Genomic DNA, 13,951 nt, shown 5'->3' on the forward strand with positions numbered 1-13,951 from the left:
GGTCAGTTCGAAAGCATGCGGTCGATCCAGCCAAGAAAACCGCCTTCGACCGTGACTGGCTCGAGCCTTGGCGCCGGCACCGATGCGGCGCGCTGGGCGCGCGGCGGCAGATATTTGTTGGTCGGCTTGTAACCCATCTCCGGCATCAGGTCGACGCCGCCACGCTCCGCCACCAGTTGCGATACCGCCGAGGTGGGATCGCCGAGGTCGCCGAAATGCCGGGCGCTGGTCGGGCAGGCGGCAACGCAGGCCGGCACGCGGTCTTCCTCGGCCAGATTGTCGTTGTAGATACGGTCGACGCACAGCGTGCATTTCTTCATCACGCCGACGTCGGTATCGAATTCGCGCGCGCCATAGGGGCAGGCCCAACTGCACAGTTTGCAGCCGATGCATTTGCTTTCGTCGATCAGCACGATGCCGTCCGACGCCCGCTTGTAGGACGCGCCGGTCGGGCAGACAGTGACGCAGGCAGGCGTCTCGCAATGCAGGCAGGAGCGCGGAAAGTTGACCGTGCGCCCGCCCGCCTCGGTCGTGTGCTCGTAGCTGTGCACGCGGTTGAACCAGACGCCGTCGACACGGCCGCCATAGGGGTCGATGTCGGTCAGTGGCGCCATGTGGCCGCCGGTGTTCCACTCCTTGCAGGCGGTGACGCAGGCCTGGCAGCCGACGCAGGTGTCGAGGTCGATGACTAGGCCAAGCTTCTTGTCTGTATGGGCGGGAAGGCAGGTCATTCCACGGCTTCCCTATGGACGCGGAACTCGGCGCCGAAGCGAAGGATGTCGGGCGAAGGCTCGACATTTGGCGGCTGGCTGAAGCGCTCGAATTGCGGTTCGGTGAAGCCGGCTTCCTCATCAGAGCATTTGACGATGCGTACCCTGAGGTCGAACCACGCCGCCTGGCCGGTCACCGGATCGGAATTCGAATAGCGTTTGCCTTTCGCGTCAGCCGATGTCTGGTCGCCGATAATGTGGTTGAGCAGGAAGCCGCGATTGCTCTCGGCGGCGTTGTCCTTAAGCCCCCAGCTGCCGCGCCTTTTGCCGATGGCGTTCCATGTCCAGACCGTATCCGCATTGACCCCGTCGACCAGCTTGATCTGCCCCTTCACCCGGCCATTGATGCTTTCGATCCACACCCAGTCGTCGTCGAAAAGGCCGAGGCCCGCCGCGGTCTTGCGGTGCACGAACAGGCGGTTCTGACTGGTGATTTGCCGCAGCCACGCGTTCTGCGAACCCCAGGAATGATACATGTGCATCGGCCGCTGCGTCAGCGCATGCAGCGGATATTTCTGCGGATCGACGGCGGCCTCTTCGAACGGGGTAAACCAGAACGGCAGCGGATCCATATAGGTCTCGATGCGCCGGCGTTCGCTCTCGGGCGGCTGGACGCGACCATGACCGCGCGCGGCGAGGCGAAAGCGCTGCATCGGTTCGCAATAGAGCTGGAACACGATCGGCTCGGCCTTGGGGATGAACCCCATCTGCTCTGCGAAGTCGAGATAGGAGCGGTTGGCCATCTTGTAATAGCGCTGGTCCTCAGCAAAATCCTGGTGCCAGAAGCCGCCATTGCCGATGTAGCGCTGCAACTGGTCGGGATTGACTTCGCCCTTGCCGACGGAAGTGCCGTCCTTGCCGCGCCAGCCGGCCAGCGGGCCGATGCCCGGCGTGCGTTCGTGATTGACGATGTAGTCGGCATAGTCGGCATATCTGGCCGAGCCATCGTCCTCGACGAAGCCGGGCAGGCCAAGCCGAGCGCCAAGTTCGATCAGCACCGATTGGAACGGCCTGACATCTCGGTCCGGTTCGACCACCGGATGGCGGATCGCGTCGCCCGGCCCGTCGGCATGGCTGATCGGCCGGTCGAGCAGACTGATGCAGTCGTGACGTTCGAGATAGGTGGTGTCGGGCAACACCAGGTCGGCGAACGGCACCGTCTCGGAATAATAGGCGTCGGAATAGATGATGAAGGGGATCTTGTAGTTACCCGCTTCGTCATGGTCGGTGAGCATGGCAATGGTCTCGACGGTGTTCATCGAGGAATTCCACGCCATGTTCGACATGTACATCATCAGCGTGTCGATTGGGTACGGGTCACCGGCCCACGCATTGCGGATGACCGTATGCATCAGCCCATGCGCGGCGAGCGGCGCATCCCAGGAATAAGCCTTGTCGATGCGCAAAGGCGTGCCGGCCTCGTCGACCAGGAGATCGTCCGGCCCGCAGACGAAGCCGAGCGGCATGCCGTCGAGCGGCGTCATCGGCCTGACCACCTTGCCGGCCGGCTTCGGTCCCGGCGGCGCCGAGCGCGGGTAGGGGGGCTTGAAACGGAAGCCGCCGGGCACGTCCACCGTGCCGAGCAGCACCTGCAGCAGGTGGATGGCACGGCAGGAGTGAAAGCCGTTGGAGTGGGCCGAGATGCCGCGCATGGCATGCATCGACACCGGCCGTCCCTTGATCGTCTCGTGCCGCCGTCCGGCCCAGTCGGTCCACGCAACCGGCAGTTCGATCGTCTGTTCGAAGGCGACGTGGGCGAGTTCGGCAGCGATCCGGCGGATGGTGTCGGCCGGAATGCCGCATCGTGCCGCGACCGCATCGGGTGCGTAGCTGTCGTCCATGTAGCGGTCGGCGATAAGCCGGAACACCGGCACGCAACGGCGGCCGGCGAACGCGAAGCTGCCGGTCAGCGCCGGTTTCGCATCCGCATCGGCTGCGTTGACGGTTGTCTTCGCCACTCTGTCCCAGGCGAGAAGATTGTTGTCGCTGTCGCGCAGGAACAGCCCGTCGTCCGCCGCACCCGGCTCCTGGACGACCAGCACATGGGCGTTGGTGTAGCGCAACAAATAATCGAGATCGACGCGGCCTGCCTTCAGCAGTTCATGGATTAGGGCGAAGACGAAGAGGCCGTCGGTGCCGGGCCGGATCCCGATCCAGTCGTCGGCAATGGCGTTGTAGCCGGTGCGACAGGGGTTGATCGACACCACCTTGGCGCCGCGCGCCTTGAGTTTACCCAAGCCGATCTTGATCGGGTTGGAATCATGGTCCTCGGCGACGCCGAACAGCATGAAGTATTTCGTATTGTCCCAGTCCGGCTCGCCGAACTCCCAGAACGAGCCGCCGATCGTGTAGAGCCCGCCGGCCGCCATGTTGACCGAGCAGAAGCCGCCATGGGCGGCGAAGTTCGGCGTGCCGAACTGGCTCGCCCACCAGCCGGTCAGCGACTGCGACTGGTCGCGCCCGGTGAAGAAGGCGAGCTTTTTCGGATCGGCCCGGCGGATATTCGATAGCCGCCCGGTCGCAATCGAAAACGCTTCCTCCCACTCGATCTCGCGGAATTCGCCCGAGCCGCGCAGGCCGCTGCGCAACAGCGGCTTCTTCAGCCGCGCCGGGCTGTAGTGCTGCATGATGCCGGAGCTGCCCTTGCCGCAGATTACGCCGCGGTTAACCGGATGGTCCTTGTTGCCGTTGATGTAGCGCACCTTGCCGTCCTTGATGTGGACGTCGATGCCGCACCGGCAGGCGCACATATAACAGGTGGTCTTGGCGATGCTGTCGGAGATAGCGGGCGAGGTGTCGACGCCGTCGCCTTCATCAGGCGCGCGCGTGTCGCCAAGCGGCCGTTGCGACGGTGCGGAATTGGCTCCGCGCGGCGCAGCTGGGTTCATGATGCCGGCGTGCTTTTGCTACCTGCGAATTTGGCCCGCGTCTTCGGTCCGGGGCCACGCATATAGTGTTCTTCAGGATGATATCGATCGCCGGCCAGCCGCCGCCTGAGGCCACGGGTCCAATGCGCAAACAGGGATCTGAACCGCCCGATCATTTTGTTGGCCGCGACTTGTTGGCGAATTTTTTCTAACTTCGACTGAAAAAGTAGAATAAAGCTATCGATCCGTCTAATCAGTTGTTCTTGTAAATTCGATCGGAATTGGTTCTTAATGCACACATGACGCTGGACCAGTTGCGCATTTTCGTTGCCGTTGCCGAACGCGGCCATATGACCAAGGCGGCGGAGCTTTTGGGCATCTCCCAGTCGGCGGCGTCGGCGGCCATCCGCGCTTTGGAAGAGCAGCATGGCGTTCATCTGTTCAACCGTGTCGGCCGCAACATCGAGCTGGCTCAGACCGGCCACCGTTTCCTGCCCGAGGCCAAGGCGGTGCTGGAACGCGCCGCCGCCGCCCGAAATGTGCTGGAGCATGTCTCGCAGACGGTCGCCGGCAGCCTGTCGATCGCCGCCAGCCTGACCATCGCCAGCTACTGGCTGCCGCGCAGGCTGGCCTCTTTCCACGAGGCCTACCCGGCGGTGCGCTTGAGCGTCAGCATCGGCAACACCAGGCAGGTCGAGGCCAATGTGCTCGACGGCACCGCCGATCTCGGTCTGGTCGAGGGGCGCACCGAGTCAGACATCCTCCGCCGCACCAAGGTCGACGTCGACAGGTTGATGCTGGTCGTCGCCGCCTCGCATCCCGAAATCGCCGAGATTGCGCCGGGCCGCCCGGATATCAGAGGGCTGCGCTGGATCATCCGTGAGGGTGGTTCGGGCACGCGCGAGGTGCTGGAGGACCTGGCCCGCCGCGAGGGGATATCGCTTGGCGACCTGCAGATATTTCTGGTGCTGCCGAGCAACGAGGCGGTTCGCCAGGCGGTCGAGGCCGGCGCCGGCGCCACCATCATCTCGGACCTCGTCGTCGGACGCGCCGTCGCCGAGGGCAGTCTCCGGTCGGTGCCGCTCGAACTGCCGAAGCGCGACTTCGCCATGATCACCCATCGCGACCGCCAGGCAAGCCTCGCCCAGATGGCGCTCAAGGCGCATCTCGGCGCTGAGGCCGTCAGCAATCCGGCGTAAGCGATCAGGCGAACTTCCGCTGTGCATCCAGCGCCAGGCCAAGGCCGACCGAACCGAACATGTCGCCCTCGATAACGGCGGCTTGCGGCACCAGCGACAGGATTTCGCGCCGTGCCAGCGGGATGGCGGTCGAGCCGCCGGTGAGGAACACGGCGGTGATGTCGGACGCTTTCACGCCAGCATCGGCAATCGTCTGCCGCACCGTAGCGGACACCCGCTCGATGTCGGCGGCGATGGTCTCTTCCAGGCCGGTCCGCGAGATCTCGGCGGCGAAATGCGCGCTAGGCAGCGCCACCGTTACATCGGCCGAAGCCTGATCCGTCAGCGCGATCTTGGCTCGTTCGACGAGGCCGGCCAGCGCATGGCCGTAACGGTGCTCGACAATATGGATGAAGCGGTCGACAAGGTCGGCGCGGACGGCCTCGAAGCGGATTTGCCTCAGATGCGTCATCGCCTTGGCAGTATAGACGAGGTTGATGCGCTGCCACGTCGCGAGATCAATGAAATAGCTCGCCGGCAGGTTGCGCTTGCCGTCTTTTGTGGGCGAGAGATAGCCGAGCTTGGGCATGACATGGGCGATGCTGAGCAGCCGGTCGAAATCGGTGCCGCCAATATGAATGCCTCGGTTGGCGAGGATGTCGTCCTTGCGGTCGCGTGAGCGGGCGCGTTGCGGCGAAACGCGCACGATCGAGAAGTCGGACGTGCCGCCGCCCATGTCGACGATCAACGCCAGTTCCTCGCGCTTCACGTCCTGCTCATAGTCGAGTGCTGCCGCAATCGGTTCGAACTGGAAGGCGATGTGCTTGAAGCCTTGCGCGCGCGCCGCTTTTTCAAGCTCGCTTTGCGCCTTGGCATCGGCTTCCACATCGTCGTCGACAAATTGCACCGGCCGGCCGAGCACAACGTTCTCCACCGGAGCGCCGGCATCTTCCTCAAGCCGCTTCTTCAAATGGCCGACGAACATGCCGACAATGTCGATGAAACCGATCTGCCGGGCCTTGATCCGCGTCTTCTCATGCGCCAGCGAACTGCCGAGCACGCTCTTCAGCGACCGCATCAGCCGGCCTTCGATGGCATCGGTGTAGTCGGCAATGGCGCGGCGGCCGAAATAGGTGTGACCGTCCTCGAAGTTGAAGAAAACCGCGCTTGGCAATGTCGGCTGTCCGCCTTCCAGCGCCACCAGCCGTGCCTGGCCGTTGCGGATCACGCCCACCGTAGAATTGGACGTGCCGAAATCGATGCCGCCAAATGCCTGGTGCATTGCAGCCTCCTGTCATTGGGTCGTCGCTGTGGCAGGCGTCCGCAAGGCGCGCGCCGTCCAGAGGCCTGACCGTTCTGCCGAATGATTGTGCGTGTAACCCGAGGGTTGGGAGGCGGCGGTCTATCGCAAGACTGAGAAAAGGGGAACCCCCTTTCCCCGGAAATGGGTCGTGCGCGTCAATCCCTGCGGAAGATCAGCCTGCCCAGCCAGCCGGTGATCATGGCCAGCGACACGGAGAAGACGCCGTAGAGGAAGGAGTAATCATGCGCGACGCGGAAGATCGACTGTTCGAAACCCGATTTGCGGATTTCGAGCTGGGCCGAGCTTTCCTTGAGGAACAGGCCGCTCTTGAACAGGAACGCGCGGGCTTTATGCGTTCCAACCGGGACGTTGGGCGCCAGCCGCACCGTGGCGCGAAACAGGTTCTGCGACAGGAACTGCACGCCGCCGACATTCTCGCTATAGAGGCCGGTCGCCGCCTTGCGCTCGCGCAGCGCCACGGTGAATTCCTCGATCGTCGCCGGACTGTCGGTTACGTCGGCCGGTTGCATGTAAAGGTTGGAGGCGCCGAGCGACAGCTGCTTGTAGCTGTTGGGTTCGGTGATGTCCTGCAGCGGCCGTGTCGTGGCGACGGAGTAGGAGACCGGCACGTTCTCGAAGGTCTCGGATTCCAGATTGACCCAGACGCCGAGCACGCGGTCCTTGCGGCGCACCACCACCGGCCGCGGCGGGCCTTCGAGCACGACGATGACGTCATAGCGCCCCTGTCGCGCGACCAGCGGGTCGGGATTTTCCAGCGAACCGAAAATGGTCAGGTCGGCGCCGGAAAAACCGGCGGTGATCGACACGGCGTCGGTGGAGAGACCGATCTGGATGCCTTCCGGCAAGGGGTTCGGCGATTGCGCTGCGGCCGGCAGAGCGACGGCGATAAGCAAAGCGGCGGCCGAAAAAATCCCCCACCGCGGCATCAGTTCAGGCCCGCGGCGGTCAGCGAATAGAGGTTTGGCGGCGTGACGAAGAGATCGATGGCAAGCCGGATGGCAACCGCCAGCACCAGCAGCGCCAGCAGTGCCCTGAGCTGTTCGCCGCGCAGCTTCTGTCCTGCCTTGGCGCCATATTGCGCGCCGGCAACGCCGCCCGCCATCAGCAGGAAGGCAAGCATGACGTCGACCGTCTGGTTGGTGGTGGCGTGGACAAGCGTGGTGTAGGCCGAGGTGAAAATGATCTGGAACAGCGAGGTGCCGATGACGACGTTGGTCGGCACTTTCAAGAGATAGATCAGCGCCGGCACCATGATGAAGCCGCCGCCGACACCCATGATCGACGACAGGAAGCCGATGCCGGCGCCGAGCCCCAGCACCGGAATGACGCTGACGAACAGCTTCGAGGCCCTGAAGCGCATCTTCAGCGGCAGCCGGTGGATCCAGTTGTGCTGGCCGGATTTCTTCAAGACCGGCGCCGCACCGCTGCGCGTCGCGCGCAGCGCATTGACGCTCTCGACCAGCATCAGCCCGCCGACGGTGCCGAGCAGCACGACGTAGAGCAGCGAAATGAACAAATCGAGTTGGCCGAGCCGGCGCAGGAAGGCAAAGACAAAGATACCACCGGTCGAGCCGACGATGCCGCCGGCCAGCAGCACCCCGCCGAGCTTGAAGTCGAGCGTGCCGCGCTTCATGTGCGACAGCGCGCCGGAGAAGGAGGAGGCGATAACCTGGTTGGCGCCAGTGGCAACGGCGATTGCCGGCGGGATGTTGTAGAAGATCAAGAGCGGCGTGATCAGAAAGCCGCCACCGACCCCGAACATGCCCGACAGGAAACCCACCGCCGCGCCCATTGCCAGCAGCACGAAGACGTTGACGGAAATTTCCGCGATCGGGAGATAGATGCCCACCCGTCAGTCTCGATCAGTTTGCCTGTCGGCGATTGCAGCCATTCCAGGGCATTGTCGCACCGAAAAGCCAATTCTTTCTTGCACCGCCGGGGCAGTGGGATCAAACCCCGCCGCCCTACCGAAACAAAAAACATCTCAAGCAGTTAACAGGCAAATGTATGGCAAGGGCGTCGCGTTAGCGACGCATCTGCCGTTATTTGTGCGCCAGCAGCGCCTTCACCAGCTTTTCGTCGATTTCGCCGGTCGCCTGCATCTTGTTGTCGGTCTGGAAAGCCATGATTGCGGTCTTGGTCTTGCCGCCCATCACGCCATCGGCGCCGCCGGCATCGTAGCCGTTCTTGTTGAGGATGAGCTGGATGTTCTTGACCGCCTTCTTCATGTCGACGCTGGCGGTGGTCTGCGGCGTGCCTTCCTGCCAGGATTCAGGAATGTCGGCCGAGTTGGACGCCGGGTCGAGCGGCTTCGGCTTCCACAGTTCCGTGGCGGCGCGCGCCCGCTCCAGCTGTTCGGGGCGCAGCGCAGTGGCGACTTCGTCGCGCTTTGCAGCCGCATCCTTGTCGCCGGTCTTGGCGACGAGCGCGAACCATTTGTAGGATTCCTCCAGGCTCTGCTTCATGCCGACGCCCTTTGCCGCCAGGATGCCGAGATTGAACTGGCTGTCCTTGACGCCGACATCGGCCGCCGCCTGAAACCAGTGCGCGGCCGATTCATTGTCGGTCACGCCGTCGGCGGCCATGGCAAACAGAACGGCCAGATTGTGCATGGCGCTGGCATTACCCTGCGCGGCGGCGAGCTGGTAGAAGGTCTTTGCCTTCTTGACGTCGCGCGTGACGCCGATGCCCTTCTCGTAGAAATTGCCGATGCGGTATTCCGCCGGTGCGAAGCCGAGCTCGGCCGACTTTTCGTACCATTTGGCCGCTGCCGCCATGTCTTCCTTGACGCCGCGCGATTCAGCATAGCGCGAACCGAGCTCGAACAGCGCCTTGGCGTCACCGCCGGCAGCCGCGTCGCGCAAGGCTTGCGGGCCGGCATCGGCCGGAACGTCTATCTTGGCCACGACAGGTGCTACCGCGGCATCAGCCGGCGGAACGGCGCCGGTAGTATCCGAGGCCGTCGTATCCGAGGCCGAGGGCGCCATGACGGCGGCCGCAGGCTGCGCGTCGGCAGCCGCCGGTTCCGCAGTGGCGGTGGTCGGCAGCATTGCATTTGGCGTGGGGGCCGGATCGGCCAAAGCCATCGGCGCTGGCGCGGGCTCCACCGCCGGCACTTCGGGCTCGGCGACCGAGGCCGCATTCATTGGCGCATCGTTGCCACCTGCCGGTTCCGTGGGCTCCGCCTGCCTGACGATCCGGGCCGGCACGTCCTGAACGGCCACCTGCGCATCTGCCTTGGGTTGGCTGGCAGCGTTGACCGAGGCAGTCTCGACCGGCTGCGAGGCGACGATCGGCGCTGTATCGTTGCTTGCGACCTCGACCGGGTCGGCGAAGAAGGCCTTGCCCAACTGGAGGCCGGCAAGCGCCAGCATGATCGCGACCGCTCCCATCAGGATCGGCTTGCGCCGCGCCTTGAGCAGGTCGCCGATACGAAGCGCCTTGACCGGGCCCTTCATGGTGGACTGGCGTTTCAGCGCGTCGGCCTCGGCTGCTGCGGCCTGCGCCGCGCGCCTGGCTGCGGCGATGAAGTCGGATTTCGACGCATCGGCGGTGCCTTGGCGCATCGGCGGGCCGCGCTCGTCGCGCACGCGCTTCATGATGGCATTGAGGTCGGGCGCCCCGGAGCCCGGCTCCAGCGGCCGGTTGGCGAGCTTCGGATCGAGCGGTTCGTCGAGATCGACGCTCGGTATGTCGACATTGGGCCCTGAGCCAGAAAGCGGCGGCATATCCGCCTGTTTCTTGCCCCTGAAGGCACGCGCCAATCCGCCGAACAAAGACTTTTTGCCGCCGGCACCTTCGCCGTTCTCGGCAATCGTGTCGGACCCGAGCGCCGCCTGGGCGGCCGCAGCAGCTGCCTCGGCGGGCGAGCGCCGTACCGGGGCGCTACGCGCAGCCAGGTCGCTGCGCATGTCAGGTTCGGCGCGCATATCGGGCTCGTTGCGCATGATGGCGGCGGCGCGGCCGTCGAGGTCGGCCATGTCCCCGGTCAACGGCAGCGGCTGGTCGATGTCCATCGACGGCGCGTCCTGCACCGCGATCTTGGAAGCGCGGGCAGTGCGCCCCCGCCGCGCCGGTTCTGACGTATCCAGGAGCTCGCTCACCGCCTCGACCGGCTCGCTGGTTTCCAGCGAGCCGAGGCGGTCGACGATCTTGAGCAGCGTGTCGTGGATGGCCTCGAATGTCCTGGAATTGCGCTCGTCCGAGCGGCGCGTCAGCGATTCCAGCGTCTTCAGATCCTGGGCCAGGCCGGAGACGGCAGCGGTGTTGGCACTGGAATCGGCCAATGAGCGCACGGCGCTCTCGGCCGCCTCGCGCGCCGCACCCATAATCGAATCGCGCGTTCCGGCCAGCGACTTCTCGATTTCGTTCAGACGCGGGCTGATGTCCTCGAATTCCGGCAGCGGCGTGCCGGGCTTCGACAGATGCGCCGACAGGCCGGAGACCTGCGCCTCAAGGCTGCGGATCAGCGCCGGGTCGATGCCGGCGACTTGAGCAGCCGACGATTCCAATCGGCTTGAAATGTCTTCGAGCCGGCTTTCGAGGCCGCGGATCGCCGCCTGGTTGGCGGGATCGGGGATGCGCGTCTCCATGCGCTGGGCGAGCGCGGTGAAGCGGGCGTCGATGGCGTCCATGATGCCGGCGCTGTCGGCCTGCGGCTGGCGCTGGTCCAGCCTGTCGGCGACCTCGTCCAGTCGCCGTTCGAGGTCGCGAAACAGCATGTTGCCCTGTTCGATGGCGTCGCCCTGGCGGCGTTCCATCATGCCCGACAGCACGTCGAAGCGCTGTTCCAGGCCCTGGAAGATATAGTCGGCGTCGGGCATGGCCGGGGCGCGGTCGATCTTGTCGGCAATCATCGCGATCTGCTTGCCGAGGCGCTCCATCGCCTGCTCCGGCAGATTGGCGCGGCCGGCGAGATCGTCGACCCGGCTCGACAGCATGCCGAGACGGTCGATGACTTCGCTGCTTGGACGGTCCTGTATGACTTCCTCGATCTGCTGCGCCAGCGAAGCGATCCGCTTCTCGATACGCTCGAAGGGTTCGGGGTCGAAGGAATGGGCCTGCGCGGCGACGGTCGAGGCGACGATGGCGCGCGAAATCTCGTCAAGCCGTTCGTCGATCAGGCCGAGCGTGTCGCCGCCACGGTTGTTCTGCTGGCTGACGAAATGATCGACGGCGCCGGCAAGGGTGCGGACCTTTTCCTCCATCGAGCGCAGCGACAGCGATTCCGGCAAATTGTTGACGGCATTGCTGATCTGTTCGAGCCGGTCGGTCAGGGCAGAAAATCCGGGGCCGTCCGCGCGCTTGCGCTGGTCGGCGTCGACGCGGTCCTCGAACGCGCTCCAGCGGCGGTCGAAATCGTCCCAGCGGCGGTCGACCTTCAGCACGCTCTCCTCGCGCGCCAGCGTGTCGAGCGCGGCCTTCACCTGCTCAAGCTCGAGCCGCAGCATGTTGACGCTTCTGTCGTCGCTCTTTTCGGCCAGCGTCTGGATGGCGCCGGACAGCCGCTCGAATTCGAGGCCGAGTTCGGCGCTGCCCTTGCCGGGCAAGCCACCTGCCTGGCCACCCGATTGGTTGCTCGCCTGGAACGCCCGCTCGATGTCCTTGCGCAACGCGGCGAATTCGCGCTGCAGGCCGGCGGTCATCTGATGGCGCAGTTCCTCGCGCAGGCCGCGCAATTCGCCGGCGATCTTGCCGACCACCGCGACGCTGTCTTCCTGGCCGCGCACGCGGTCGATGTCGCGCGCGAGTGCCTGATAGTTCTGGTCGAAGCCGGTCGTCACGGGGCTTTTCGGCCGCGGCGTGGGCTGCGGGTCCTCATACCAGCGCGGCGGCGGGGCGTAAGGCTGGGCGCTGGCGTAGCGCGGCTCGATCGGCGGCCGGCGCGGGTCGAAGCGCTCAGTGGCGTCCTCGCGCTTGCGCTCCAGCCGCTGCTCCAGCGTTTCCAGCGAGCGGTTCAATTCATCAAGCGTGGTGTTCGGCCTGCGCGGCCTGCCTGCGTTGAGTGTATCGAGATAGGACCGCTTGCTGTTCATCGATGCGTCCGTTTTTCAGAATGGCCGGCTTGCTGCCAGTTTCCCCAAAGTCCCTGTCGGGAACGAAGGCGGCCGCGCGGCTGTCGCTGCGGCGAAAGACGAGCTTCCCGGGCCAGGCCCGCACTCCGAAAAACCGTGAAAAATTCGCTACTGGATAAACACGGGTGACCGACATACGCACATTTCACCCATCGTGGTAAACAAGGCGTTAACCAAGCTTAAGAAGGTGCGACATTGCTGAAATACGGTCGGCGCACTTCAACGACTGTAGCGAGGGTGCGGCATAAGGTTTCGCAATCCCAGAACGCCCTTGCGTCATGAGGCGGCTATCGATATAGAATTGACGTAAACGTAAGAGGGGCGCTTTCGTGCCTTTTGCGAGGAATTAGTTGAAACCCACGACTGGAAGCATGCCCCCGCTTCCACTCAGGTGTTGCAAGGTCCGAGAACCGCGACGCCACGACAGGGGAAAGCCAGTGACCATGAAACTTGTTTCGCCCGGCGAAGCCGCGGCCAACACCAACACTATATCTGTCGAAGCCGGCGAGGACCTCGTGCGCATCGGCGAAATGGCCAAGAAATATGGCGTGACCCTGCGCACGCTGCGTTTCTACGAAGACAAGGGCCTGCTCAATCCGCAGCGCGATGGGGCAACGCGCCTCTACACGCGCCGCGACAAGGCGCGGCTGAAGCTGATCCTGCTCGGCCGCAAGGTCGGGTTCTCGCTGCGCGACGTCAAGCAGATGATGGATCTCTACGATCCAACGGGATCCAACAGCAAGCAGCTGCGGCTGGCGCTCGACAAGTCGGAGAAGCAGCTTGCCCGCCTGCAGAAGCAGCGGGCTCTGATCGACGACGCCATCAACGAGCTGAGCGGCTCGATGTCGGCCGTGCGCCAGATGCTGTCCGAGCGGACCGCCCCGGCCAGCGCCGCCAGCTGAGGCGGCGCCTCCTTCTGATTGACGATGAGCCGCGTGGCTTGCTACGCGGCTTTTCGTTTGCCACGTTTCAATAGATGCCAAAGCGATTGTGCATCGCCTCACGAACGGTCTCGAAGACGCTACGCTAGGATCATCATGATGAATAAGGCCCGCCGCCGTCGAGGCGTAGATGGGCATCTAATCCTTAGGGACGAGCAGACCCGCCAAAGCCGAGTAGCGCGTATCATCGTTGAAGGCTTCGGTCAGATCAGTCTCATTGATCCCCTCTGCCTCAGCGTCTGCGATAAGGCGTTGTGCCAGCCGCTCAATCTCAGTCTGGTCGCGGCCAGAACAGCCTTGGATCAGGTCGTACTTCTCGATCCATTCATCCAAAAATTTTTCGGCACGCTGTCTCATTTTGGAGGCCTTCAAAGGGTTGGCCCGCGCGTTCGGTCAAGGCGGCGCGGGCCGGACCATGATGGGGGACACCTTGGTCGCCGGTGCGCGCTGAGGGAGCACGTGCCGGGTACCCGACAACAGTCTCACCGACGAGACGTTCCCAAGCTAACGCAAAAAACCTGTCGGTTTGGGCCAGCGGATAATTTGGTCCGGAGTTGACGGACGAGCCGGTTGATGAATGACGAAACCGCGCCAATCGCCGCTCGCGCCGCGCGCTCAAGCAAGGGGCGGTACTGCCATATGCGGTTGCCCTGATGGGAAATGGATAAATCTTCAATGGATCGTGACGTGGGCGCGATGCCGTCGGCTGATCTCGGCGCGCTGCGTGGATAGGCCTGCGCAAGGAAATTTTGTCGCGGCGATAAAATTGACGTTTACGCAAACGTCAATTTTTGCTA

Annotated in this window: 9 protein-coding genes; 2 read left to right on the plus strand and 7 right to left on the minus strand. The window is 64.1% G+C overall.

What is annotated here, in order from left to right:
• Window positions 1-2: 2 nt before the first annotated feature.
• Complete coding sequence (locus NLY36_RS19705; RefSeq protein WP_023681970.1) at window positions 3-731, minus strand: 4Fe-4S dicluster domain-containing protein; 729 nt, start codon at window positions 729-731, stop codon at window positions 3-5.
• A complete protein-coding gene (locus tag NLY36_RS19710; protein ID WP_286461325.1) occupies window positions 728-3,658 on the minus strand; it encodes a molybdopterin oxidoreductase family protein in 2,931 nt (976 codons plus the stop codon). Before NLY36_RS19710 ends, NLY36_RS19705 begins: the two co-directional genes overlap by 4 nt.
• A 278-nt stretch (window positions 3,659-3,936) precedes the next feature.
• Between NLY36_RS19710 and NLY36_RS19715 the strand changes: the two genes are divergently transcribed.
• The gene (locus NLY36_RS19715) at window positions 3,937-4,836 is read left to right on the plus strand and encodes a LysR substrate-binding domain-containing protein (RefSeq protein ID WP_023699495.1); all 900 of its coding nucleotides are present in this window, start codon (window positions 3,937-3,939) and stop codon (window positions 4,834-4,836) included.
• A gap of 4 nt (window positions 4,837-4,840) precedes the next feature.
• Here NLY36_RS19715 and NLY36_RS19720 read toward each other — a convergent pair whose 3' ends face one another.
• From NLY36_RS19720 to NLY36_RS19735, 4 genes are all read right to left on the minus strand, one after another.
• The gene (locus NLY36_RS19720) at window positions 4,841-6,097 is read right to left on the minus strand and encodes an Hsp70 family protein (protein WP_023736136.1); all 1,257 of its coding nucleotides are present in this window, start codon (window positions 6,095-6,097) and stop codon (window positions 4,841-4,843) included.
• Between the two features lie 176 nt (window positions 6,098-6,273).
• Window positions 6,274-7,065, minus strand: a complete 792-nt coding sequence (locus NLY36_RS19725; protein ID WP_023736135.1) for a TIGR02186 family protein — start codon at window positions 7,063-7,065, stop codon at window positions 6,274-6,276.
• Window positions 7,065-7,988, minus strand: a complete 924-nt coding sequence (locus NLY36_RS19730; RefSeq protein ID WP_023669608.1) for a sulfite exporter TauE/SafE family protein — start codon at window positions 7,986-7,988, stop codon at window positions 7,065-7,067. Before NLY36_RS19730 ends, NLY36_RS19725 begins: the two co-directional genes overlap by 1 nt.
• A gap of 193 nt (window positions 7,989-8,181) precedes the next feature.
• Window positions 8,182-12,174: a peptidoglycan-binding protein gene (locus NLY36_RS19735; protein WP_023736134.1), complete on the minus strand. Its 3,993-nt coding sequence runs from the start codon at window positions 12,172-12,174 to the stop codon at window positions 8,182-8,184.
• A gap of 482 nt (window positions 12,175-12,656) precedes the next feature.
• Here NLY36_RS19735 and NLY36_RS19740 point away from each other — a divergent pair, with 482 nt between their 5' ends.
• Window positions 12,657-13,115 (plus strand): MerR family transcriptional regulator, encoded by a 459-nt coding sequence (locus tag NLY36_RS19740; RefSeq protein WP_023736133.1) that lies wholly within the window; start codon window positions 12,657-12,659, stop codon window positions 13,113-13,115.
• Between the two features lie 177 nt (window positions 13,116-13,292).
• Here NLY36_RS19740 and NLY36_RS19745 read toward each other — a convergent pair whose 3' ends face one another.
• Complete coding sequence (locus tag NLY36_RS19745) at window positions 13,293-13,511, minus strand: DUF768 domain-containing protein (protein ID WP_023736132.1); 219 nt, start codon at window positions 13,509-13,511, stop codon at window positions 13,293-13,295.
• Between the last annotated feature and the right edge of the window lie 440 nt (window positions 13,512-13,951).

Origin of the sequence: Mesorhizobium sp. C399B (assembly GCF_030323185.1) — a bacterium.
In the GTDB taxonomy this organism is placed as follows: Bacteria; Pseudomonadota; Alphaproteobacteria; order Rhizobiales; family Rhizobiaceae; genus Mesorhizobium.